The following is a 22,241-nucleotide window of genomic DNA, read 5'->3' on the forward strand; positions in this document are numbered from 1 at the left end:
CCCGGCCGGCTGGAACGCCTCGACGCGGCCGTCCGCGCCGGTGGCCACGGCGTATAGCAGGCGCCGGGGAGGGGCGCAGCCACAATCGCGCCCGTGCTCGCCATCCTGTCCGCCACCTTCCCGTTCTTCGCGCTGATCCTGGCCGGCTACGTCGCCGCGCGGCGGCGCCTGCTGCCGCTGGAGGCGGTGGCGGGCCTGAACGGCTTCGTGCTGTTCTTCGCGCTGCCCTGCATGCTGTTCCGCTTCGGCGCGACCACGCCGCTGCCGCTGCTGCTCGATCCGCTGCTGGCGGCGGTCTACCTGCTGGTGGCGCTGGTGCTGGTGGGCGCGATCGTCGCGCGCGACCGGCGCCGCCTGGGCTGGAACGACGCGGCCTTCGGCGCCCTGGTCGGCGCGTTCCCGAACAGTGGCTTCATGGGCGTGCCGCTGCTGGTGGCGCTGCTCGGCGCCGGCGCCGCCGGGCCGGTGATGCTGACGCTGGTGGCGGACCTGCTGCTGACCTCCTCGGTCTGCGTGGCGCTGTCGCGGCTCGGCGCGGCCGGCGCCGCCGGCGCGCGCCAGGCGCTGTGGCGCGCGCTGCAGGGCGTGGCGCGCAACCCGATGCCCTGGTCGATCGCGCTGGGCATGGCCTGCCAGGCCCTGTCGTTCACGCTGTGGCCGCCGCTGGAGGCGACCATCGGCCTGCTGGCCGCCGCCGCCTCGCCGGTGGCGCTGTTCACGATCGGCGCGGTGCTGGCGCGCTCGCAGATGCTGGCCGACGTGGGCCGGCACCGGCCCACCCCCTGGTGCGAGGTGGCGCCGGTGGTGCTGGCCAAGCTGCTGCTGCACCCGCTGCTGGTCTGGTGCGCGGGCCGCGGCGCGCTGGCGCTGGGCCTGCCGATCCAGCCGTCGGCGCTGACGGCCATGGTGCTGGCGGCGGCGCTGCCGAGCGCCAGCAACGTCTCGCTGCTGGCCGAGCGCATGGGCGCGGACAACGGGCGCATCGCCCGCATCATCCTGTGGTCCACGGCCATCGCGTTCTTCAGCTTCTCGGGCGCCGTGGTGGTGCTGCGCGGCGGCTGATCAATCCAGCCGGATGCCCGCCGCCCGGATCACCGCGCCCCAGCGGCGGGACTCGGCCCGCGCCAGCTGCAGGAACTGCTCCGGCGTGCCGGGCATGGGCTCCATGCCCATGTCGGCGAAGCGCTGGCGCACGGCCGCGTCCTGGAACGAGCGGTTCAGCTCCGCGTTCAGCCGCGCGACGACGGGTGCCGGCAGGCCGGCCGGGCCCAGGACGCCCTGGAACGCGTAGACCTCGCCGTCCTTCACGCCGGCTTCGGCCAGCGTCGGCACGCCGGGCAGCAGCGCGCTGCGCCTGGCCGAGCCGATGGCCAGCACGCGCACCTTGCCGCTGCGCATCACCGGCAGGCCGGCGGCCAGGTCCAGGAACATGCAGGGCACCTGGCCGCCCATCACGTCGGCCATGGCCGGCGCCGCGCCGCGGTACGGGATGTGCACGAGGAAGGTGCCGGTGCGGTTCTTGAACAGCTCCATCGCCAGGTGGTGCGGCGAGCCGTTGCCGGGCGAGGCGTAGTTGACCTTGCCCGGGTTGGCCTTCACGTAGGCCAGGAAGCCGGCGAAGTCCTGCGCCGGAAAGTCCGGGTGCACGACCAGCGCCAGCGGGAAGCGGCCGATCGTGCCGATGTAGCTGAAGTCCTTCGCCGGGTCGAACGGCAGCTTGCCGAACAGGTGCTCGTTGAAGGCCAGCACGGCGTTGTCGGCCGACAGGATGGTCCGCCCGTCGGGCCTGGCGCGGGCCACAAGCTCGGCGCCGATGTTGGTGGCGGCGCCGGGCCGGTTGTCGACCACGATGTTCTGGCCCAGCGGCCCGCGCATGGCCTCGGCCAGCGAGCGCGCCAGCACGTCGGTGCCGCCGCCGGCCGGGTAGGGCACGACCCAGCGGATCGGCTGGTCGCCCTGGGCGTGCGCCGGCAGGTGGGCGAGGGGGGCGGCGGCGAGGGCGGCCAGCAGGTGGCGTCGGTGCATGGGCGGTCTCCTTGGAATGTGGTCCGCGGAGCATAGGGCAGGCGCGGCGGCCGGCTGCGCCGCCGCGCGGCGGCGTTCAGCCGAACACCGCGCGCCACAGCGCCAGCACGGCCGCGCGCTCGGCGGCCGCCTGGTCGGGCTCGAGCTGGGTGCTGGCCTCGTCCAGCCGCGCGCGGTGCTGCAGGTGGCGCAGCGTGCGGTACGCGTCGGCCGCGGCCCGGCCGACGCCGGCGGGCAGCAGGCCGCAGGCCTCGGCCCGCTGCAGCAGCGCGATGTTGCCCACGTTGTCGATCAGGCCGGCATGCGCGGCCGCGTGCGCCAGCACCAGGTACTGCACGGCGAACTCCACGTCCACCATGCCGCCGGGGCTGTGCTTGATGTCGAAGCGTTCGCCGCGCACCGGGTGCGCGGCGCGCACCTTCTCGCGCATCGCGACGATCTCGCCGCGCAGGGCGGCCAGGTCGCGCGGCGCGGTGATCACGGCGCTGCGCACGGCCTCGAAGCGCGGCTGCAGGGCCTCGATGCCGCAGACGAAGCGCGCGCGCGTCATGGCCTGGTGCTCCCAGGTCCAGGCGGTGTTGCTGCCGCGGCCCTTCTGGTAGTTGGCGTAGGCGTCGAAGCTGGTGATCAGCAGGCCGGAGTTGCCGTTGGGCCGCAGGGCGGTGTCGATCTCGAACAGGTCGCCCTCGCCGGTCTTGACGGTCAGCCAGTTGATCATCTTGCGCACGAAGGCGGCGTAGGCCTCGGGGGCGCGCTCGTCCTCGTCCTCGTAGACGAACACGATGTCCAGGTCGCTGCCGTAGCCCAGCTCCTTGCCGCCGAGCTTGCCGTAGCCGAGGATGGCGTACTGCGCCTCCTCGCGGTGCGCGTTCTTCAGGCGCTGCCAGCACCAGCGCGCGGTCACGCGCAGCAGCGTGTCCGCCAGGGCCGACAGGTCGTCGGCCACCTGCTCGACCGTCAGCCGGCCTTCCACGTCGCGCGCCAGCGTGCGGAAGGTCTCGGCATGGTGGGCGCGGCGCAGCAGGTTCAGCAGCGCCTCCTCGTCGTCCTCGCCGGTGCGGGCCAGCGAGCGGCGGCGCTCCTCCAGCTCGTGCGCGAAGGCCGGCGCGTCGAAGCGCTCGCCCAGCATGTCGGCCGAGGCCAGCTCGTCGATCACGCCGGGATGGCGCAGCAGGTAGCGCGCCGGCCAGCGCGCCGCGCTCAGCAGCCGCAGCAGCCGGTCGTGCGTGGCCGGGCGCTCCAGCAGCAGCGCCAGGTAGCTCTCGCGGCGCAGCAGCGGCTCGACCCAGTCGGCCCAGCGCACCGCGCCCTGCAGGCGGCGGGCCGCGTCCAGGCCGGCGTCGCCGGGCTCCCGCAGCCAGTCGGCGGTGCGCTGCACCAGGCGCAGCAGCCGGCCGCGGCTGTCGTCGCGCAGGGCCTGCACGCGCGGATTGGTTCGCCAGGCCGCGATGCGCTCGCGGAACGCGGGCGGCAGCTGCTCCAGCACGGCGTCCAGGTCCGGCGCCGCGCCGGCGCCCGCCTTGGGGCCGCCCTTGCAGTTGCCGCTGCAGGGCTTGTTGCCGCCCAGCAGGATGTCGAATTCCTGCGCGACGAATTCGCGGTGCCGGTCCAGCTCCGACAGGAACGGGCAGCACGACGCGTAGCCCAGGCTCTGCGCGATCCAGTGCAGGTCCTCGTCGGCGGTGGGCAGCACGTGGGTCTGCTGGTCGTCCAGGTACTGGATGCGGTGCTCCACGCGGCGCAGGAACACGTAGGCCTCGGCCAGCGCCGCGGCCGCGGCCTCGGGCATCAGGCCGGCGCGGGCCAGGCGCGGCAGCGCGGCCAGCGTGGAGCGCGTGCGCAGCTCGGGGAACTGGCCGCCGCGCACCACCTGCAGCAGCTGCACGATGAACTCGATCTCGCGGATGCCGCCGCGCGAGAGCTTGACGTCGTTGGCGCGCTCGGGGTGGCCGGCCGCGCGCCGCGCCGCCTGCTCGCGGATCTGCCGGTGCAGCGAGCGCAGCGCCTCGAACACGTTGTAGTCCAGGTAGCGGCGGAACACGAAGGGCAGCACCACGCCGCGCAGCGCCTGGGCCGAGCCGTCCTGCACGCAGCGGCTCGGCGCGACCACGCGGCTCTTGAGCCAGGCGAAGCGCTCCCACTCGCGGCCCTGCACCAGCAGGTAGTCCTCCAGCGCGCCGAGCGAGACGGCCGGCGGGCCGCTGTTGCCGTGCGGCCGCAGCGCCAGGTCCACGCGGAACACGAAGCCGTGCTCGGTGGTGTCGCCGACCAGCGCGTAGACGGTCCTGATCGCGCGCGAGAAGTACTCGTGGTTGCTGATGCGGCCGCGGCCCTCGGCGCTGCCGGCGGTCTCGCCGTCGTGGTCGTAGATGTAGATCAGGTCGATGTCGCTGGAGACGTTCAGCTCGCGCGCGCCGAGCTTGCCCATGCCGATGACCCACAGCTGCGCGCGCTGGCCGTCGGGCGCCAGCGGCATGCCGTGGCGCTCGTCGAGCTCGCGCTCGGCCGCCAGCAGCGACTGGTCCAGCGCCACCTCGGCCAGCTCGGTGACGGCCGTGGTCACCACCTCCAGCGGGGCCTGCCGGTCGCAGTCCAGCGTCACCAGCCGCTCCATCACCAGCTGGCGCAGGATGCGCAGCGCCGCGCCCAGGCCATGGCCGCGCGACTGCAGCAGCGCCAGCGTGGCCAGCATCGCGTCGCGTCGCGGCGCGCCGTCCGGCAGCAGCCCGAGTTCGTCCGCATAGCGCCGGCGCAGCCGCTGCACGAAGCGCGCGTGCGCCGACAAGGGGGGCGCGTCCGGGGAGGCCGGAGCCGGGGGATGCGCAGGAGCGCTGGGGGAACCGGTGCCGGGGTCGCGGGTCATAATTCCTGGCCGATCAAGCTTGCGATGACAGACCCGATGCCACGTCCTTCATGGCTGCTCAGGCTGGCGGCAGTCCTGGCGCCCTGGGCACTGGGCCTGGTGCTGGCGCTGTGGCTGCTCGCAGGCATCGCCTGGGGGGTGCTGCACGGCTGGATTGTGCCGCGAATCGGCGAGTTCCGTCCGCAGGTGGAAGCCGCCGCCAGCCGCCTGCTCGGCGCCGAGGTGCGCATCGGCGCGATCTCGGCCGGCCCGGGCTGGCTGCTGCCCGGCTTCGAGCTGCGCGACGTGGTGCTGCGGGACGCCGCCGGCCACGAAGGGCTGCGGCTGGCCCGGGTGTCGGCGCAGCTGTCGCCGCGCGCGCTGGCCCGGCGCGGCCTGGAGCAGCTGGTGCTCGACGGCCCGGTGCTGGACCTGCGCCGCACGGCCGACGGCCGGCTGCTGGCGGCCGGCATCGACCTGTCCGGCGGCCCGGGCGAGGAGGACGGCCGCGCCGCCGACTGGATCTTCTCGCAGCGCGAGCTGGTGGTGCGCGGCGCCACGGTGCGCTGGACCGACGAGCAGCGCGGCCTGGCGCCGGTCGAGCTGGCCGATGCCGAGCTGGTGATCCGCAACGGCGCGCGCAGCCACCGCCTGCGGCTCGACGCCACGCCGCCCGCCGACTGGGGCGCGCGCTTCAGCCTGCGCGCCGACATGCGCCAGTCGCTGCTGCACCGGCACCGCGGCGACTGGCGCGACTGGACCGGCACGGTCTACGCCGACTTCCCGCAGGTCGACCTGGCGCCGCTGCGCGCCCACGTGGACCCGGTGCTGCTGCGCGAGGTGGAGCTGCAGGCCGGCCGCGGCCAGCTGCGCGCCTGGGCCGACGTGGTGCATGGCGAGGTGCTGGGCGGCCAGCTCGACCTGGCGCTGGCCGATGCCGCCGCGCGCCTGGGTGCCGGGCTGGAGCCGCTGGCCCTGGCCAGCCTGCAGGGCCGCCTGCGTGTGCGCCAGCTGGCCAGCGGCATGGAGTTCGACACCGAGCAGCTGCGCTTCGCCACCGCCGACGGCGCCCAGTGGCCCGAGGGCGACCTGTTCCTGAGCTACCTGCGCGGCGAGAGCCGCATGCCCGGCCAGGGCGAGCTGCGCGCCGGCCGCGTCGACCTGGCCGTGCTGGCCGCGGTGGCGGCGCGGCTGCCGCTCGATCCGGCCTGGCAGGCCGAGCTGGCGGCGCTGGCGCCGCGCGGGCGCATCGAGCAGCTGCAGGCGCGCTGGACCGGCCGCATCGAGGCTCCCGCCAGCTACCAGGCGCAGGGCCGGGTGCAGGACCTCGCGCTGGCCGCGGGCCCGCTGCCGCCGCGCCGCCCGGACCAGCCGCACCCGATCGGCCGCCCCGGCGTGGCCGGCCTGTCGGCCGAGTTCACGCTGACCGAGGGCGGCGGCCAGGCCCAGGTCGCGCTGGACGACGGCGCGCTGGAGTTTCCCGGCGTGTTCGAGGAGCCGCGCGTGCCGCTGGACCGGCTGGAGGGCCAGCTGCGCTGGCAGCACGGTGGCGGCCGGCTCGCGCTGCAGGTGCCCGAGCTGCGCTTCGCCAACGCCGACGCCGCCGGCCGGCTGCAGGCGCGCTGGAGCCGCGCCGAAGCGGGCGGCGCGCAGCCGCCGGGTGCCGGCGTGCTGGAGCTGGCCGGCACGCTGGAGCGCGCCGACGGCGCCCGCGTGCACCGCTACCTGCCGCTGGAAGTGGACGCCGAGGCGCGCCACTACGTGCGCGACGCCGTGCAGCGCGGCCAGGCCAGCCGCGTGCAGTTCCGGGTCAAGGGCGACCTCGACCGCTTCCCGTTCGCCGATCCGCGCCAGGGCGAGTTCCACATCGAGGCCGACGTGCAGGACGTGCTGTACGCCTACGTGCCGCCGCGGCTGCAGGACCCGGGCGAGCCGCCCTGGCCGGTGCTGAGCGGCCTGGCCGGGCGGCTGGTGTTCGACCGCAACGGCATGCAGGTGCGCAACGCGCGCGGCCAGCTGGGCAGCGCCGCGGCCGGCTTCGCGGTGCCGCAGGTGGAGGCCGAGATCCGCGACTTCGGCCAGCCCGAGGTGGCCGTGCGCGCCGAGGGCCGCGGGCCGCTGGCGGCCATGCTGGCCAGCGTCGCCGCCTCGCCGGTGGCGCAGCTGACCGGCGGCGCGCTGGACCAGGCCCAGGGCAGCGGCACGGCCGAGCTGCGGCTGCAGCTGGCGCTGCCGCTGGCGCGGCTCGCGGCCAGCCGCGCGCAGGGCAGCGTGCAGCTGGCCGGCAACGACATCCGGCTGCGGCCGGACACGCCGCTGCTGGCGCGCACGCGCGGCAGCGTCGCGTTCAGCGACCAGGGCTTCGCGCTGGCCGGCGTGCAGGCCACGGTGCTGGGCGGCGAGGTGCGCGTGGACGGCGGCCTGCAGAACGGCGCGCTGGACCTGCGCGTGCAGGGCAGCGCCACGGCCGAGGGCCTGCGCGCGGACGGCGTGCCCGGCGCGCTGGCCCGGCTGGCGCAGCGCGCCAGCGGCGGCGCCGCCTACACCGCCACGCTGGCGCGCACGGCCGAGGGCGCGCTGCGCTTCGGGCTGGACAGCACGCTGCAGGGCCTGGCGCTGGACCTGCCGGCGCCGCTGGCCAAGCCGGCCGACGCCGCCTGGCCGCTGCACGTGGCGCTGGCGCCGCAGGCCGGCGGCACCGACGAGCTGAGCGTGCGGCTGGCCGACACCGTGGCCGCGCGCTACGTGCGCGACCTGTCCGGCGCGGAGCCGCGCGTGCTGCGCGGCGCCATCGGCGTCGGCCTGCCGCCGGGCGAGGCGCCGGCCCTGCCCGCGGCCGGCGTCAGCGCCAGCGTGCGGCTGGGCGATGCGCCGCTGGACGCCTGGCACGCCGCCTTCGGCGCGCCGGCGGCCGCGGCCTCGTCCGAAGCCGAGGCCGGCTACCTGCCGCAGCGCCTGGCGCTGCGCGCGGACAGCCTGCGCTGGGGCAGCCGGCACCTGCACGAGGTGACGCTGGAGGGCGCGCGCGACGGCGGCACCTGGCGCGCCGACGTGCGCGCGCGCGAGCTGAGCGGCCGGCTCGAATACCGCGAGGGCGACGGCGATGCGCCCGGCGCCGTGCATGCGCGGCTGGCCCGGCTGGTGATCGCCCAGGGCGAGGAGGACGAGGTGACCACGCTGCTGGACGAGCAGCCCGCCAGCGTGCCGGCGCTGGACGTGGTGGTCGAGGACTTCGAGCTGCGCGGCAGGAAGCTCGGCCGGCTGGAGATGCAGGCCGAGAACCACGGCGCCGAATGGCAGCTGCACCGGCTCGCGCTGCACATGCCCGAGGCCCGGCTCGAAGCCTCGGGCCAGTGGCGCGCACGCACGGGCGGCCAGCCGCGCCGCACGGCCATGGACTTCGGGCTCGACGTCGACGATGCCGGCGCGCTGCTGGGCCGGCTCGGCATGCCCGGCGTGTTCCGCCGCGGCGCCGGCCGGCTGCAGGGGCAGGTCGCCTGGACCGGCTCGCCGCTGGCGCTGGACTACCCCAGCATGAGCGGCCAGCTGCACCTGGACATGCAGAACGGCCAGTTCCTGAAGGCCGACGCCGGCCCCGCGCGGCTGCTCGGCGTGCTGAGCCTGCAGGCGCTGCCGCGCCGGCTGACGCTGGACTTCCGCGACATCTTCAGCGCCGGCTTCGCCTTCGACTTCGTGCGCGGCGACGCCCGCATCGCCGAGGGCGTGGTCAGCTCCAACAACCTGCAGATGAAGGGCGTCAACGCCGCCGTGCTGATGGACGGCCGCGCCGACATCGCCCGCGAGACGCAGGACCTGCGCGTGGTCGTGGTGCCCGAGATCAACGCCGGCACGGCCTCGCTGGTGGCCACCGTGATCAACCCGGCCATCGGCCTGGGCAGCTTCCTCGCGCAATGGGTGCTGCGCCGGCCGCTGATGGAGGCGGCGACGCAGCAGTTCCACATCGACGGCACCTGGAGCGACCCGCGCATCGAGCGCGTGGCGCGCAGCGGGCCGCTCGCCCGGCAGGAACCCACCGAACAGGAGAAGGAAACCATGCGATGAAGGTCGCTGCGCTGCAGATGGTCTCCGGCACCGTGCTGGACGCCAACCTTGCCGAGGCCCGCCGGCTGCTGGAGCAGGCCGCCGCCGCGGGCGCCGAACTGGCCGTGCTGCCGGAATACTTCTGCCTGCTCGGTGCGCGCGACACCGACAAGCTGGCGATCGCCGAGCCCTTCGGCGCCGGCCCGATCCAGGACTTCCTGGCGCGCAGCGCGCGCGAGCTCGGCCTGTGGATCGCCGGCGGCACGCTGCCCCTGGCCGGCCGCGGCGCCGACCGGGCGCGCAACAGCTGCCTGGTGTTCGACCCCCGGGGCCGCTGCGTGGCGCGCTACGACAAGATCCACCTGTTCCGCTTCGACGACGGCGCGCAGCACTTCGACGAGGCGCGCGTGCTCGAGCGCGGCGACGCCCCGGCGCTGTTCACGCTGGCCGCGCGCGACGGCCGGACCTGGCGCGTGGGCCTGTCGGTGTGCTATGACCTGCGCTTTCCCGAGCTGTACCGCGGCTACGCCGCGCAGGGCGCCGACCTGCTGCTGGTGCCCAGCGCGTTCACCCACACCACCGGCCAGGCCCACTGGGAGATGCTGCTGCGCGCCCGCGCGATCGAGAACCTGGCCTACGTGCTGGCACCGGCCCAGGGCGGCCTGCACGAGAACGGCCGGCGCACCTGGGGCCACAGCATGCTGGTCGACCCCTGGGGCGAGGTGCTGGCGCAGCAGGCCGAAGGCGCCGGCTGCGTGGCCGGCGCGCTGGACGCGCAGCGCCTGGCCCGGCTGCGCGCCCAGCTGCCGGCGCTGGAGCATCGGCGGCTGTGAGGCAGCTGGCCCGCTCCGTGCAGCACTGGCTGCAATTCCTGCGGCGGCGCTGGTCGCTGTGGTCGCTGCTGATCGCGCTGGTCGTGGGCCTGCTGGTCACGCTGGTCTGGCTGGCCGGGCGCTACGAGGTCAGCCAGGTGCAGAGCAAGGTCGAGCGCGACACCGCCGACGCCGCGGCCGACATCCGCGCCGCGCTGGCGCGCAACGTGCAGAGCCTGCGGGCGCTGCACGCCGAGCGGCCCGACGCCGAGGCGTGGCAGCGCCGCGCCGGCGAGCTGCTGCACGAGCGCCGCGAGCTGATGCGCATCGAATGGCGCACGCCGGACCTGCAGCTGCTGGCCGCGCGCGACACGCCCTACCGGCCGCAGGTGTTCGGTGCGTCGGCGCGGCAGGAGATGCAGACCGACGTCGCCCTGAACTGCGCCACCGCGCGCCGGCTCGACGGCCCGGCCTACTCCACCAGCTTCTACCTGCCGCAGCCCGACGGCCGCGGCCTGGAGGCCATGGACTTGTGCCTGCCGCTGCACGCCGGCGGCCGCGTGGCCGGCTACCTGCTGGCCACCTACGCGCTGCAGGACGTGCTGGCCGAGCTCATCGGCCGGCAGCTGCCGCACCACCAGGAGGCCTCCTTCGTCGAGACCGACGGCACGCGGCTGGCGCTGCACGGCGCCACGCGCCGCGGCGCGCGCGTGTTCACCGCGCAGCAGCTGCTGGATCTGCCCGGCAACGCGCTGCTGCTGCGCCTGTCCAGCTGGCGCGCCGCGCCCGACCTGCTGCCCGACGTGATGACCGGGCTGGTCACCGGCATGTCGATCGCGCTGGTCTCGGTGCTGGCGCTGCTGGCCAAGGACATGCGCCGGCGCCAGCGCGCCGAGCGCGACCTGGCCGACGCGCTGGCCTTCCGCAAGGCGATGGAGGATTCGCTGTTGACCGGCCTGCGCGCGCGCGACCTGGACGGGCGCATCACCTACGTCAACCCGGCGTTCTGCGACATGGTCGGCTACTCGCCCGAGGAGCTGTGGGGCACCTCGGTGCCGGCGCCGTACTGGCCGCCCGAGCTGGTGGGCGAGTACGAGCAGCGCCAGGCGATCCGGATGACCGGCCGCCTGCCGCCGCGCGAGGGCTTCGAGTCCGTGTTCCAGCACAAGGACGGCACGCGCTTTCCGGTGCTGATCATCGAGGCGCCGCTGATCAACGCCCAGGGCGTGCAGACCGGCTGGATGAGCGCCTTCCTGGACATCCGCGAGCAGCGCCGCGTGGAGGAGCTCTCGCGCGCCAGCCAGGAGCGGCTGCAGGCCACGGCGCGGCTGGCCACCGTGGGCGAGATGGCCTCGCTGCTGAGCCACGAGCTGAACCAGCCGCTGGCCGCGATCTCCAGCTACGCCACCGGCGCGCTGAACATGCTGGAGCACGGCCCGGCCAGCACCGACGACATGCGCATGGCCATGCGCCGCATCGCCGAGCAGGCCGAGCGCGCCGGCCGCGTCATCAAGAGCGTGCACGACTTCGTGCGCCGGCGCGAGGAAGCGCACGAGGCCGTGGCGCCGCAGGACCTGCTGGAGGCCATCTGGCCGCTGGTCAGCCTGCAGGCGCGCAAGCTGGCGGTGCGCTTGCGCACCGAGGTCGCCCCCGGCCTGCCGCGCGTGCGCTGCGACCGGACCATGGTCGAGCAGGTATTGCTGAACCTGGCGCGCAACGGCATGCAGGCCATGGACGGCACGTCCGTCGCCGAGCGCGAGCTGCTGCTGCGCGTGGCGCCGGCCGGCGCGCGCGAGGGCGCCACGCGGCCGCACGGCTGGCTGGAGTTCAGCGTGGCCGACCGCGGCAGCGGCATCGCGCCGCAGGTCGCCGAGCGGCTGTTCACGCCGTTCTTCACGACCAAGGCCGAGGGCATGGGCCTGGGCCTGTCGCTGTGCCGCACCGTGGTCGAGCAGCACGGCGGCGCGCTGGTGCACGAGCCGCGCCGGCCGCGCGGCACGGTGTTCCGCTTCACGCTGCCGGCCGAGCCCGCCGCGCCGGCTATGACAATCGCGGCGCCGCCGGAGGAAACGCATGCAGCCCCATGAGGACGCCCTGGTCACCATCATCGACGACGACGCCGGCGTGCGCGACGCGCTGTCCTGGCTGCTGCGCTCGCGCCGCCTGGCCAGCGAGAGCTACGACAGCGCCGAGGCCTTCGAGGCGCGGCTGACGGCCGGCTTCGCGCCGGCGCAGCCCGGCTGCCTGCTGCTGGACGTGCGCATGCCCGGCATGAGCGGGCTGGCGCTGTTCGACAAGCTGATCGCGCTGGACCTGCACGCCGTGCTGCCGGTGATCTTCCTGACCGGCCATGCCGACGTGCCGACCGCGGTCGACGCCGTCAAGCGCGGCGCCTTCGACTTCTGCGAGAAGCCGTTCTCGGACAACGCGCTGGTGGACCGCGTGGAGCAGGCCCTGGTGCAATCGGCCGCGATGCTGGCGCGCCGGCGCAGCACGCACTGGCTGCGCGAGCGCCTGGCCGAGCTGACCGAGCGCGAGCGCGAGGTCATGCGCCTGGTGGTCGAAGGCCTGCCGAACAAGCTGATCGCCGACCAGCTCGACATCAGCGTGCGCACGGTCGAGGTGCACCGCGCGCGCGTGTTCGACAAGATGGAGGTCAAGTCGGCGGTGGAGCTGGCGAACCTGCTGCGCGGGGCGTAGCGCCGCACCTGGCCGCCGCCTTCGCCGCTTCTCATTCCTCGCCGAGGAAGCCGCCGCTCTGGTGCGCCCACAGGCGCGCGTACAGCCCGTCGCGGGCCAGTAGTTCGCGGTGGCTGCCTTCCTCCACGATGCGCCCGCCGTCCAGCACGATCAGCCGGTCCATGGCCGCGATCGTGGACAGGCGGTGCGCGATCGCGATCACGGTCTTGCCTTCCATCAGCCGGTTCAGGCTCTGCTGGATGGCCGCCTCCACCTCCGAGTCGAGCGCGCTGGTGGCCTCGTCCAGCAACAGGATCGGCGCGTCCTTGAGCATCACGCGCGCGATCGCCACGCGCTGGCGCTGGCCGCCGGAGAGCTTTACGCCGCGCTCGCCCACGTGCGCTTCCAGGCCGCGGCGGCCCTTCGGGTCGGTCAGCTGGTCGATGAAGCCGGTGGCCTCGGCGCGCTCGGCGGCGGCGCGGATCTGCGCCTCGCTGGCCTCGGGGTGGCCGTAGGCGATGTTGTCGGCCAGCGAGCGGTGCAGCAGGCTGGTGTCCTGCGTGACCATGCCGATCTGCGCGCGCAGCGAGTCCTGCGTCACGTGGGCGATGTCCTGCCCGTCGATCAGCACGCGGCCGGCCGCCACGTCGTGGAAGCGCAGCAGCAGGTTCACCAGCGTGCTCTTGCCCGCGCCGGAGCGGCCGACCAGGCCGATGCGCTCGCCGGGCGCGACCGTCAGGTCCAGGTGCTCGATGACGGGCGGCTTGTCCGGGCCGTAGCGGAAGCTCACGTCCTCGAAGCGCACCTCGCCGCGCGTGACCTGCAGCGCCGTGGCGTGCGGCGCGTCGACCACGGTGCGCGGCCGGCTGAGGGTGTTGATGCCGTCCTGCACCGTGCCCACGGCCTCGAACAGGCTGGTCATCTCCCACATGATCCAGTGCGACATGCCCTGCAGCCGCAGCGCCATCGCCACCGAGGCGGCCACGGCGCCGGCGCCGACCTCGCCGCGCGACCACATCCACAGCGACACGCCGGCCATGCTGCCGACCAGGCCCATCGACAGCGCGTGGTTGACGATCTCGAAGGCGCTCACCAGCCGCATCTGGCGGTAGCCGGTGACGATGAAGTCCTGCATCGCCGCGCGCGCGAACTGCGCCTCGCGCCGGGTGTGCGAGAACAGCTTGACCGTGACGATGTTGGTGTAGGCGTCGGTCACGCGGCCGACCATGGCCGAGCGCGCGTCGGCCTGCGCCCGGCCCACGCGGCCCAGGCGCGGCACGAACCAGGCCGTGGTCGCCAGGTACAGCACCAGCCAGGCGACGAAGGGCCAGACCAGGCCGCCGGCGAACGCGCCGGCCAGCACCGCGATGGTGGCGACGTAGACCACCATGGTCACCAGCACGTCGGCCAGCACGAACAGCATGTCGCGCACCGCCAGCGCGGTCTGCATCACCTTGGTGGTGATGCGGCCGGCGAACTCGTCCTGGTAGAAGGCCATGCTCTGGCCCAGCATCAGGCGGTGGAAGTTCCAGCGCAGCCGCATCGGCAGGTTGATCGCCAGCACCTGGTGCTTGACGATGGTCTGCAGGCCGACCACCAGCACGCTGGCCGCCAGCGCCGCGGCCAGCCAGCCGAGCGCGGTGCCGCGCTCGGCCCACAGCTGCTGCGGCGCGATGTCGGAGAGCCAGTCCACCACGCGCCCCAGCAGCGCGAACAGCAGCGCCTCGAAGCCGGCCCACACGGCCGTCAGCAGCGCCATCAGCGCGACCTTGCCGCGCAGGCCGTCGGTCATGGCCCACAGGAAGGCGAAGAAGCCGCGCGGGGGAGGGGAGGGTTCGGCGCCCGGGTACGGGGCGAGCAGTTTCTCGAAGTGGCGGAACAGCAAGGCGGGAGTCTCCGGGGAGGCGAGACTGTAGCGGCGCCGCGTGGCCGGCGCCGGCGCAGGGTCATGCGCCGGCGGGCGGGCCGGCCTGCGCCAGCCGGCGCAGCAGGCGCAGCGAGGCCGGCTCCTCGGCCAGCGCCAGCACGGCGTGCAGGCTGCGCTGGATGCGGCCGGCGTAGCCCAGGTCGTTCATCAGCGAGCCGGTCTGCAGGCCGTCCAGCTCGCCGCGGCGCACCATCGCGAACAGGCTCTGGCGCATCGCGGCGTCGAAGGCCGCGGCCTGCTGCTCCAGCGCCTGCAGCCGCGCCTGCCGGCCGGCGTCGTCGGCCAGGCGGGGCCCCAGCGCCCGCAGCTCGTGCAGCAGGCCGAACAGATGGCGCCGCAGCGCCAGGTAGGCCTCGCGCAGCGGCGAGTCGGGCGCGCGCAGGCGTGCGCCCAGGTTCTTCTGCAGGTGCTTGGCGTCCTTGACGGCGTCGACCAGGCCCAGCGCCGCCATCTGGCTCTGCGTCCAGAAGCGCTGGTGCTCCTCGTCCAGCGACAGGTCCAGCCGGCCCATGAAGCGCAGCAGGTCGCCGTAGACGCCCTTGATCTCGCGCTGGTAGAGCTGCTCGGCGTCGGGCGCGTCGTCCGCGGGGCGGGCCGCCAGCTGCGCCGGGTCGGGCGCCGGCTCGGCCAGCAGCGCGGGCGGCAGGTACAGCGCCTGGCAGATCACGTCCAGGCTGCGCCGGCCGAGGTGGCGCAGCTCCAGCGCGACCGCGGCGGCCGCGGCGTCGGCCGACTGCAGCGCCTGCTCGCTGAGGTGGCAGGCGTGCACGCGCGGCAGGTCGCCTGCGCGCGCCGGCGCGGGCGCCTCGGGCCGGTCCGGCAGCCAGCGCAGCAGCCACGCCGCCAGCTGCCGCTGCCAGGGCCAGAACAGCGCCACGCCGGCGGCGTTGAACAGCGTGTGGAACAGCGCCAGCTGCAGCAGCGCGTTGCCGCCGAAGCCGGCCGCGCCGGCCACCGTGCGCACCAGCCAGGCCAGCGGCGCCAGCAGCGCCAGCGCCAGCGCGGCGGTCACGGTGTTGAACAGCACGTGCGCCAGCGCCAGCCGCTGGCCGCTGCGGTTGCCGCCCAGCGCGCCGACCACGCCGGTGGTGACGCTGCTGCCCACGTTGGCGCCGATCGCGACCGCCAGCGCCTGGTCGGGCGTCAGCTGCCCGGCCGCCAGCGCCGTCAGCGTCAGCATCAGCGTGGCGTGGCTGGACTGCAGCACCACGGTGGCCGCCAGCCCGACGGCCACGAAGGCCGGCGTGCCGGCGCCGCGGCCGGCCGTCGCCATGTCGATGCCGCCGCCGAAGGCCTCGAAGCCGGCCTTGATGTCGTCGATGCCCAGGAACAGGAAGGCCACGCCCAGCGCCACGCGCCCGCCCGCCTTGCCGCGCGGCCCGGTGAAGCCGGCCAGCACGCCGAACACCAGCAGCGGCAGCGCCAGCGGCGCCAGGCTGAAGCCGTGGCCGGCCAGCGCCAGCAGCCAGATGCCGCTGGTCGCGCCCAGGTTGGCGCCGAAGATGACGGCCAGGCCGCCGGCCAGCCCGATCAGGCCCGAGCTGATGAAGGCGATGGTCAGCAGCGAGACCAGCGTGCTGGACTGCAGCAGCACCGTGGCGCCGATGCCGAACGCCAGGCCGCGCAGCGGCGTGCCGGTGCTGCGCGCCAGCCGCCGCTCGAGCTGGCTGCCGGCGAGGTCGCGCACGCCCTGCTCCAGGCACTGCATGCCGAACAGGAACAGCGCCAGCCCCGCGCACAGGCGCAGCCATCCGCCGTCGCGCCAGAACGACCAGGCCAGCGCCGCAGCCGCCAGCACGGCCAGCAGGGTCCGCGCATGCGGGGCGGGGCGCTGGCGCATGCGCGCGGGGGGATCAGGGGCCGCCGTCGGCGTCGCGCGGCGCGGCCGGGCGCTCGCCGGGGCGTTCGGCGCCGGGCAGCTCGCCCTTGTCGCGGCCGGAGAACATGGTCCACCACACGATGCCCGCGAGCAGCAGCAGCGCGGCGAGGGCTTCGAGCAGAATCAGGACCATGAAGCGACTCTCCTGGTGGGTGGGATGCGCGGCGATTGTAGGAATGCTGTTCGCCTGCTCCAGCAAGCCCCCACGGCCTGATGCCCCCGGCCCCTCCATGCCTCCTCCCGCCGGCCTGCCGGCACTGCCGCCGGTGGCCGACTGGCCCGGCGACACCGCGCCGTTGCCGCCGGTGGTCCTGCGCGGGCGCAGCCAGTGGATCCCGGTGCGTTGGGCCGAGCTGCCCGGCGTCGGCGAGGACGCGCTGCACGAGGCCTGGAACGCCTGGATGCGCAGCTGCGAGCGCCCCGGCCGCATCTGGGCCGCGCTGTGCGCCGAGGTGCGCCAGCTCTCCATCGCCACGCCCGAGGAGCGGCGCACCTGGATGATGGCGCGGCTGCAGCCCTACCGCATCGCGCCGCTGCCCGGCCAGCCCGCCACCGAGGGCCTGCTGACCAGCTACTACGAACCGATGTTCGACGCCGCGCGCCAGCCCAGCGCGGCCTTCCCGGTGCCGCTGTACCAGCCGCCGCCCTCGCTGGCGCAGCGCCGGCCCTGGTACACGCGCCAGGAGATGGAGACGCTGCCGCAGGCCCAGGCCGAGCTGGCCGGCCGCGAGATCGCCTGGCTGGCCGACCCGGTCGATGCGCTGGTGCTGCAGATCCAGGGCTCGGGCCGGCTGCGCCTGACCGAGCCCGACGGCAGCCAGCGCCTGGTCCGCGTGGCCTATGCCGGCACCAACGAGCAGCCGTACAAGAGCGTGGGTCGCTGGCTGCTGGACCAGGGCGCGATCCGCGACGCCACCTGGCCCGGCATCAAGGCCTGGACCCTGCAGAACCCGGACCGCGTGCGCGACATGCTGTGGTCCAACCCGCGCATGACCTTCTTCCGCGAGGAGCCGCTGCCCGAGTTCGACGCCGCCTTCGGCCCGCGCGGCGCGCAGGGCGTGGCGCTGACGCCGGGCCGCTCGATCGCCGTGGACCCGCAGAGCATCCCGTACGGCACGCCGGTCTGGCTGGCCTCCAGCGGGCCGGTCGCCAACCTGGCACGGCTGGTGCTGGCGCAGGACACCGGCAGCGCCATCGTCGGCGCCGTGCGGGCCGACTACTTCGCCGGCTGGGGGCCGCAGGCGGGAGAGATCGCCGGCAGGCTCAAGCAGCCGCTCCGGATGTGGGCGCTGTGGCCGCGGTGAGCGTGGCCATGCGTGTCCGTGTGCGGCGAGGTCGGAAGGTGCGAGCGGCGCGCTGGGCGACCTGGGCGTCAACCGCGTGGGGCAGGTGATGGCGGTGCTGGGGCTGGACAGCCCCAGGCCGGATACGCTGGCGCGCCGCAAGAAGCGCGGCCTGTGGATGGCGGCCAAGACGGCCAGCGTCAGCCATGCACGTGAACTGGCCCCCGATGCGCTGGAGCGGGTTCTGGCGAGCGGCGACGTGCCGCCGCCCTTCGTCCCGCACCGGACCCATTTGCTCGATGAAGCGCCCGTGCCCATCGTCGTGATGGCCGAGGAAAGAGGCAGCCGCGCGCGCATCTGCCGCCGCGGCAAGTCTGGCGCAACGTGGCAAGGCTGGCTGAATCCTTGTCCGTGCATCGGCGGGCGCTGTGGGCATGACGTCCGGGGCGCTGCCCCGGCGGTCTTTGGGAGCAGCTGTTTCCGCGGGCGCTGGCGCTGATCGACGAGATCAGCCGGTACGGCGGCATGGCGGATCCGTTCTGGACCTTTGGCGGCGGGACCGTGCCGATGCTCCGTTGCCGGCATCGGCAGAGCAAGACATCGACATCTTCGCGCCCGATCCGCAATACCTCGGCTTCGTCACGCCTCGGTTGAGCGATAAGGCGGCGGACATGACGCAGGACGACGTCGAACAGCCCGGCGCCTTCGTCAAGCTGCAGTTCGAGGAGGGCGAGACCGACTTCGTGGCCGCTCCCCATCTGCTGGAAGATGCCTGGGAGACCTGGAACATCGGTGGCAGGTCGGTGCAGGTGGAGGCGTCCGCCGAAATCATCGCCAAGAAGATGTACCACCGTGGCGACCGGGCCACGGCGCGCGAACTGTTCGACCTGGCCCTCGTGATCGAGCGTGAGCCCCGGCAGCTTCTGGCGGCGACGCCGTCCCTGCTGCGCCACCGGACGGCATGCCTGGTCCAGATCCGGCAACCGCATGCCGGCCTGCGCACCGCGTTCGAGGCGATCGCCATGCTGGACTACACGCCGGGTTTCGACCATTGCGTGGCGAGGGTCGGGGAGTTTCTGGACAGGCTGTAGTCGTCCGGGCGGTGCGGGGGCCGGGCCGTGGTGAGGAGCGCCGCCGGGCCGGCCTGACGGACCAAGCGCATGCCGGGCCTGCGCCGTTCCTCCAGCGCGGCGCCCTTGCGCGGTCCTTCGGGTGTCGCGGCACCGCTTCGGCGCGCACGGGCCCGGGCCGGCACCGGCCTGGTGTGCGGCTGCGGGTCGCGCGCATCCCGCCCGCGGGCTGGGCGCCGCAGCGGCACCGTGCCGTTCCAGCGGGGCGCGACGCCACTTCCCTTTTGAAAACAACCCGCCGTGCGGCCTGGGCCGGCGTCCGGCGCAGGCCGCACGGCGGCTGCCGTTCGCGCTGGCCTGCCGATTGCTAAGTGGCCGAGACGCAAAAAGCAATTCCCATCATCCATGCCGACGAAACCGACGTACCGGAACGGTCCTTGCCCGGAATCCTGCCGATCAACCCGGACACCTCGGTGGCCACCGCCGCGATGATGGTCGGCATCGTGCAGGCGGAACTGCCGGTGCAGGTGCAGGTCGCGGGTGCGGCGGCGCGGGCCGGCGTGCCGATGACCGTGGACGCCGTGCAGCTGCAGGCCCGCCGTGCGGCAGGTGCTCGACGCCTGGCGGCGGGCCGGTGCCGGTTGCGCGGGCGTGGCCCTGGCCTGTTTCGGCGATCCCGGGCTGGTGGAGCTGCGCCGGCAGGCCGCCGTGCCCGTGACGGGGCGGTGCGAGGCCGCGATGCTGGCGGCCGCGCAGGGCACGGCCCCCGCTGCGGCGTCGCGATCACCATGCCGGCGCTGGCCGCCGTGCCGCACGCGCATGCCCGCGCGCCGGGCGCCGCACTGCCGGACACCGGCCCGAAGGCGAGGCCGGGTGATGTCCGGGCCCTGGTGCGCGGCGCGCCGGCGCTGCGGGACGCGCTGGCCGCCGCGATCGCCGAATGCGTGGCGATCGACGGCACGCAGGCTGCCGTCCTCGGCGGCGGCCCGCTGGACGAGGCGGCGCGCGCCCTGGCCGGGCGCCGCGGCGTGCCGCTGGTCATCCCGCTCCGCTCCGCCGCCCACCTGGTCCAGGCCCGCCGCGGATGCGGCACGGCCGCGCCGGCCTTCGCATTCCCCCTGTCAGCCTTCCCTTCCTTCCCCGCAACCTTGAGGAGTCCACCATGAACTCGTGCAACCGCCGCCTGGCGCTCGGCGCGCTGGCCATCGCCGTGTCCGCCGCCACCGCCGCGCAGGCGCAGCAGGCGCTCGAGAGCATCCAGCGCGCCCGGGTCGTGCGCATCGCGATCCCGACGGACTATCCGCCCTACGGCTTCGTCGGCAAGGACCTGACGCCGCAGGGGCTGGACATCGACATGGCCGCCTACGTCGCCGGCAAGCTCGGCGTGCGCGCCGAGCTGGTGCCCGTGACCAGCGCCAACCGCGTGCCCTACCTGCAGACGCGCAAGGTCGACGTGATCATCTCCACGCTGGGCAAGACGCCCGAGCGCGAGCAGGTGGTCGATTTCACGCACGCGTACTCGCCGTTCTTCCAGGCGGTGTTCGCGCCCAAGTCCATGGTGGTCCGCAACTGGCAGGACCTGTCGGGCAAGACGGCCTCGGTCACGCGCGGCGCCATGGCCGACACGGAACTGGCCAAGGTCATGCCGCCGGACCTGACGGTGCGGCGCTTCGACGACCACGTGGGCACGGTGTCGGCCTTCACCAGCGGCCAGGTGCAGGTGATCGCGACCAGCGCGGCCGAGGGCGGGATGATCATGCAGCAGAACCCGCAGCTGAACGTGGAGTTCAAGCTGGTGCTCAAGGATTCGCCCAACTTCATCGGCGTGGCCAAGGGCGAGACCGCGCTGCGCGACCGGCTCAACGCCATCATCCTGGAGGCCCGGCAGAACGGCGAGATCGAACGCCTGTCGCGCAAGTGGCTGGGCCGCCCGCCCGGCGAACTGCCGCTGTAGCGCCACCCTGCGGCATGCGGCAGCGGCCCGGCTCTTGCACCCCGCCCGCGCCCTGCCGCAGATCCTGCTGATCAAGCCGAACACTCGCCGGCCACCCCGCGCATGATGGCCGGGATCGACGCGCGGGCGCTCCCGGCTGGATGGGCCGTCCGCGGATGCGGTGCGCGCGGGGATGCCGGGATGCCGATGACCACCGACCCCGAAGAAATGCGCCGGGCCGCGCCCGAGGTGCTGCGCACCTCGGCAGCGGGCGCGGCGCAGCCCTGGGACGGCGTGATCATCGGCGCGTTCGGCGACCCCGGCATCGCGCTGGTGCGCGCGGCGGCGCGGGTGCGTGGTCGGCATCTGCGGGGCCGCGCTGCGCGAGGGCGGCGCGCATGGGCGTTGCTTCGGCGTGGCGACGGTCACGCCGCGGCTGGCGGACGTGATCCAGGCCCATGCCGCGCGCCTCGGGCTGGCGGGCGCCCATGCCGGCATCCGGCTCACGGACGGCGCTCCGCGCGCTATGGCGGCCGATCCCCCGCGGCTGCCGCAGGCGCTGGCCGCCGCAGCGCGGCGCTGCGTGGAAGACGACGGCGCGCAGGCGTGGTAGTCGGCAGTAGTGGCCCGCAGGGGCAGGCCGCGCAGCACGTGCTGCCGTTGCTGCGGGTGCCCGTGGTCGCGCCGGTGCCGGCCGCGCGCGGTGCGCCAGCTGCTGGCGGCCTGCGGCGGGTCCTGCGCCGGGCGGCCGCGGCGGCGTCTGGCGCGCCGCAGCCGGGAGCCTGCCCCCGAACTCCTCCGCCGTGCAGCTCGGCCAGTTGGTCGCGCTGCGCCTCGATGCCCGCCATGCGGTGCCGTCCGCGGCTGCCCGCGTGGTGCATCACGCGCGTGGCCAGCAGGTGGCACAGCGGCATCACCGCCGTGTGGCGGTCCGGCGGGCCGGGCGCCTGGGTGTGGCAGCGCGGCGGCCAGCGGGCCGGCACCGCGGCCTTGGAGACATGGTCGGTGATGTCCAGCACCCGGGCGCCGGCCCGCGCTGCCATGGCGGCGCCGCGCAGCGCCATCGGCACGCTGCGCCGCAGCGCGAACACGACCGGCGCCGCCCGTCTTCGGTCCGATGTCGGCCGCGTACTCGCCCAGCGTCTCGTCCAGGCCGGGCACCAGGTGGGTGTGCGGCAGCCGCTGCACCAGCGGCCAGCGCAGGTCGGCCGCCAGGTCACGGTTGCTGCGGCAGCTCAGGAACCAGCCGCCCTCGGCGCCCGCCAGGGCCTCGGCGATCTCGTCGATCGGCGCGGCCGGGATGTGGTTGACGGTGGCGGCGATGTGGTCCTGTGCCTGCACGATCCGCGCGGCGACCGAGCCTTCGGCGCCGCGCATGCCGGGTGCGGACAGGAACAGCGGCGCGCCGTTGCTGCGCGCCTCGCGCGCCAGGCGCCGCGCGTCCTCGTAGCCGGCGTCGACCAGGCGCCGGATGACGCGCGTGACGGTGGTGCTGGACACGCCGGCCAGCGCCGCCGGCTTGGACGCCGCGTACGTGGCCGGTCGCCGGGGAAGCCGAGCACGCATTCGCCCCGCTTGCGCTCCATGGGAGGCGGGCGTTCAGGGCCTGGCGGACTGTGCCGATGAACCGATGGATGAAGGAGGTGGCGGCGGGCGGCACGGTGCGGGGTGCAGGGGTGGGGCGCGGCGGAAGGCGGCAGCGCCGCACGCGCGTTCTGCGGCGGGACGGCCGGCCCGCTTCGGCCTGCAG

General features: G+C 74.9%; 18 protein-coding genes. 12 read left to right on the plus strand and 6 right to left on the minus strand.

Going from position 1 to position 22,241, the window contains the following annotated elements:
• The first annotated feature begins 93 nt into the window (after positions 1-93).
• Positions 94-1,062 (plus strand): AEC family transporter, encoded by a 969-nt coding sequence (locus QM782_RS09025; RefSeq protein ID WP_415202581.1) that lies wholly within the window; start codon positions 94-96, stop codon positions 1,060-1,062.
• On the opposite strand, the gene QM782_RS09030 is transcribed toward QM782_RS09025, so the two are convergent.
• Positions 1,063-2,025 (minus strand): Bug family tripartite tricarboxylate transporter substrate binding protein, encoded by a 963-nt coding sequence (locus tag QM782_RS09030; protein ID WP_415202582.1) that lies wholly within the window; start codon positions 2,023-2,025, stop codon positions 1,063-1,065. It lies immediately after the preceding gene.
• 76 nt (positions 2,026-2,101) lie between these two features.
• On the minus strand, positions 2,102-4,888 hold the full coding sequence (gene glnE, locus QM782_RS09035; RefSeq protein WP_415202583.1) for a bifunctional [glutamate--ammonia ligase]-adenylyl-L-tyrosine phosphorylase/[glutamate--ammonia-ligase] adenylyltransferase: 2,787 nt from the start codon (positions 4,886-4,888) through the stop codon (positions 2,102-2,104).
• Positions 4,889-4,924: 36 nt separating this feature from the next.
• Between glnE and QM782_RS09040 the strand changes: the two genes are divergently transcribed.
• Genes QM782_RS09040 through QM782_RS09055 form a run of 4 tightly spaced genes read left to right on the plus strand, consistent with a single transcriptional unit; the run spans position 4,925 to position 12,420 of the window.
• Positions 4,925-8,929 (plus strand): YhdP family protein, encoded by a 4,005-nt coding sequence (locus QM782_RS09040; protein ID WP_415202584.1) that lies wholly within the window; start codon positions 4,925-4,927, stop codon positions 8,927-8,929.
• On the plus strand, positions 8,926-9,741 hold the full coding sequence (locus QM782_RS09045) for a carbon-nitrogen hydrolase family protein (RefSeq protein ID WP_415202585.1): 816 nt from the start codon (positions 8,926-8,928) through the stop codon (positions 9,739-9,741). The genes QM782_RS09040 and QM782_RS09045 overlap by 4 nt, the downstream gene beginning before the upstream one ends.
• Positions 9,738-11,807, plus strand: coding sequence for a two-component system sensor histidine kinase NtrB (locus QM782_RS09050; RefSeq protein WP_415202586.1), 2,070 nt, complete (start codon positions 9,738-9,740; stop codon positions 11,805-11,807). The genes QM782_RS09045 and QM782_RS09050 overlap by 4 nt, the downstream gene beginning before the upstream one ends.
• The gene (locus tag QM782_RS09055) at positions 11,794-12,420 is read left to right on the plus strand and encodes a response regulator transcription factor (protein ID WP_415202587.1); all 627 of its coding nucleotides are present in this window, start codon (positions 11,794-11,796) and stop codon (positions 12,418-12,420) included. Before QM782_RS09050 ends, QM782_RS09055 begins: the two co-directional genes overlap by 14 nt.
• A gap of 31 nt (positions 12,421-12,451) precedes the next feature.
• Here the strand turns inward: QM782_RS09055 and QM782_RS09060 are convergent, their stop codons facing one another.
• The 3 genes from QM782_RS09060 to QM782_RS09070 all read right to left on the minus strand — a co-directional run bounded on the left by QM782_RS09060 (position 12,452) and on the right by QM782_RS09070 (position 16,338).
• Positions 12,452-14,281: an ABC transporter ATP-binding protein gene (locus QM782_RS09060; protein ID WP_415205616.1), complete on the minus strand. Its 1,830-nt coding sequence runs from the start codon at positions 14,279-14,281 to the stop codon at positions 12,452-12,454.
• Between the two features lie 64 nt (positions 14,282-14,345).
• Positions 14,346-16,166 (minus strand): Na/Pi cotransporter family protein, encoded by a 1,821-nt coding sequence (locus QM782_RS09065; RefSeq protein ID WP_415202588.1) that lies wholly within the window; start codon positions 16,164-16,166, stop codon positions 14,346-14,348.
• A gap of 13 nt (positions 16,167-16,179) precedes the next feature.
• Entirely contained in the window at positions 16,180-16,338 is a 159-nt protein-coding gene (locus QM782_RS09070) for a hypothetical protein (RefSeq protein ID WP_415202589.1), read from the minus strand.
• On the opposite strand from QM782_RS09070, the gene QM782_RS09075 reads away from it, so the two are divergent.
• From QM782_RS09075 to QM782_RS09085, 3 genes are all read left to right on the plus strand, one after another.
• On the plus strand, positions 16,271-17,509 hold the full coding sequence (locus tag QM782_RS09075) for a murein transglycosylase A (RefSeq protein WP_415202590.1): 1,239 nt from the start codon (positions 16,271-16,273) through the stop codon (positions 17,507-17,509). The genes QM782_RS09070 and QM782_RS09075 overlap by 68 nt on opposite strands.
• Positions 17,510-17,603: 94 nt before the next feature.
• Positions 17,604-17,987: a hypothetical protein gene (locus QM782_RS09080; RefSeq protein ID WP_415202591.1), complete on the plus strand. Its 384-nt coding sequence runs from the start codon at positions 17,604-17,606 to the stop codon at positions 17,985-17,987.
• A gap of 76 nt (positions 17,988-18,063) precedes the next feature.
• Complete coding sequence (locus tag QM782_RS09085; RefSeq protein WP_415202592.1) at positions 18,064-18,579, plus strand: nucleotidyl transferase AbiEii/AbiGii toxin family protein; 516 nt, start codon at positions 18,064-18,066, stop codon at positions 18,577-18,579.
• A 346-nt stretch (positions 18,580-18,925) separates the two neighbouring features.
• On the opposite strand, the gene QM782_RS09090 is transcribed toward QM782_RS09085, so the two are convergent.
• Positions 18,926-19,060, minus strand: coding sequence for a hypothetical protein (locus QM782_RS09090; protein ID WP_415202593.1), 135 nt, complete (start codon positions 19,058-19,060; stop codon positions 18,926-18,928).
• A gap of 149 nt (positions 19,061-19,209) precedes the next feature.
• Here QM782_RS09090 and QM782_RS09095 point away from each other — a divergent pair, with 149 nt between their 5' ends.
• The 4 genes from QM782_RS09095 (at position 19,210) to QM782_RS09110 (ending at position 22,117) form a co-directional block, all read left to right on the plus strand.
• A complete protein-coding gene (locus QM782_RS09095) occupies positions 19,210-19,710 on the plus strand; it encodes a hypothetical protein (protein ID WP_415205617.1) in 501 nt (166 codons plus the stop codon).
• Positions 19,711-19,720: 10 nt separating this feature from the next.
• A complete protein-coding gene (locus QM782_RS09100) occupies positions 19,721-20,512 on the plus strand; it encodes a transporter substrate-binding domain-containing protein (protein WP_415202594.1) in 792 nt (263 codons plus the stop codon).
• A 334-nt stretch (positions 20,513-20,846) separates the two neighbouring features.
• On the plus strand, positions 20,847-21,104 hold the full coding sequence (locus tag QM782_RS09105) for an aspartate/glutamate racemase family protein (protein WP_415202595.1): 258 nt from the start codon (positions 20,847-20,849) through the stop codon (positions 21,102-21,104).
• A gap of 395 nt (positions 21,105-21,499) precedes the next feature.
• Positions 21,500-22,117 (plus strand): hypothetical protein, encoded by a 618-nt coding sequence (locus QM782_RS09110; protein ID WP_415202596.1) that lies wholly within the window; start codon positions 21,500-21,502, stop codon positions 22,115-22,117.
• Positions 22,118-22,241 lie beyond the last annotated feature (124 nt).

This window comes from Pseudorhodoferax sp. (assembly GCF_047601025.1).
Taxonomy (GTDB): Bacteria; Pseudomonadota; Gammaproteobacteria; order Burkholderiales; family Burkholderiaceae_C; genus Pseudorhodoferax.

What these genes read in the sequence shown, in the direction of transcription:
- QM782_RS09110 (WP_415202596.1), top strand. Translation starts at nt 21,500, where the DNA reads ATGTCCAGCACCCGGGCGCCGGCCCGCGCTGCCATGGCGGCGCCGCGC.
- QM782_RS09065 (WP_415202588.1), bottom strand. Translation starts at nt 16,166, where the DNA reads ATGCGCCAGCGCCCCGCCCCGCATGCGCGGACCCTGCTGGCCGTGCTG.
- QM782_RS09075 (WP_415202590.1), top strand. Translation starts at nt 16,271, where the DNA reads ATGGTCCACCACACGATGCCCGCGAGCAGCAGCAGCGCGGCGAGGGCT.
- QM782_RS09040 (WP_415202584.1), top strand. Translation starts at nt 4,925, where the DNA reads ATGCCACGTCCTTCATGGCTGCTCAGGCTGGCGGCAGTCCTGGCGCCC.
- QM782_RS09070 (WP_415202589.1), bottom strand. Translation starts at nt 16,338, where the DNA reads ATGGTCCTGATTCTGCTCGAAGCCCTCGCCGCGCTGCTGCTGCTCGCG.
- QM782_RS09055 (WP_415202587.1), top strand. Translation starts at nt 11,794, where the DNA reads ATGCAGCCCCATGAGGACGCCCTGGTCACCATCATCGACGACGACGCC.
- QM782_RS09100 (WP_415202594.1), top strand. Translation starts at nt 19,721, where the DNA reads ATGAACTCGTGCAACCGCCGCCTGGCGCTCGGCGCGCTGGCCATCGCC.
- QM782_RS09045 (WP_415202585.1), top strand. Translation starts at nt 8,926, where the DNA reads ATGAAGGTCGCTGCGCTGCAGATGGTCTCCGGCACCGTGCTGGACGCC.
- QM782_RS09030 (WP_415202582.1), bottom strand. Translation starts at nt 2,025, where the DNA reads ATGCACCGACGCCACCTGCTGGCCGCCCTCGCCGCCGCCCCCCTCGCC.
- QM782_RS09090 (WP_415202593.1), bottom strand. Translation starts at nt 19,060, where the DNA reads ATGCCGACCATCATCGCGGCGGTGGCCACCGAGGTGTCCGGGTTGATC.
- glnE (WP_415202583.1), bottom strand. Translation starts at nt 4,888, where the DNA reads ATGACCCGCGACCCCGGCACCGGTTCCCCCAGCGCTCCTGCGCATCCC.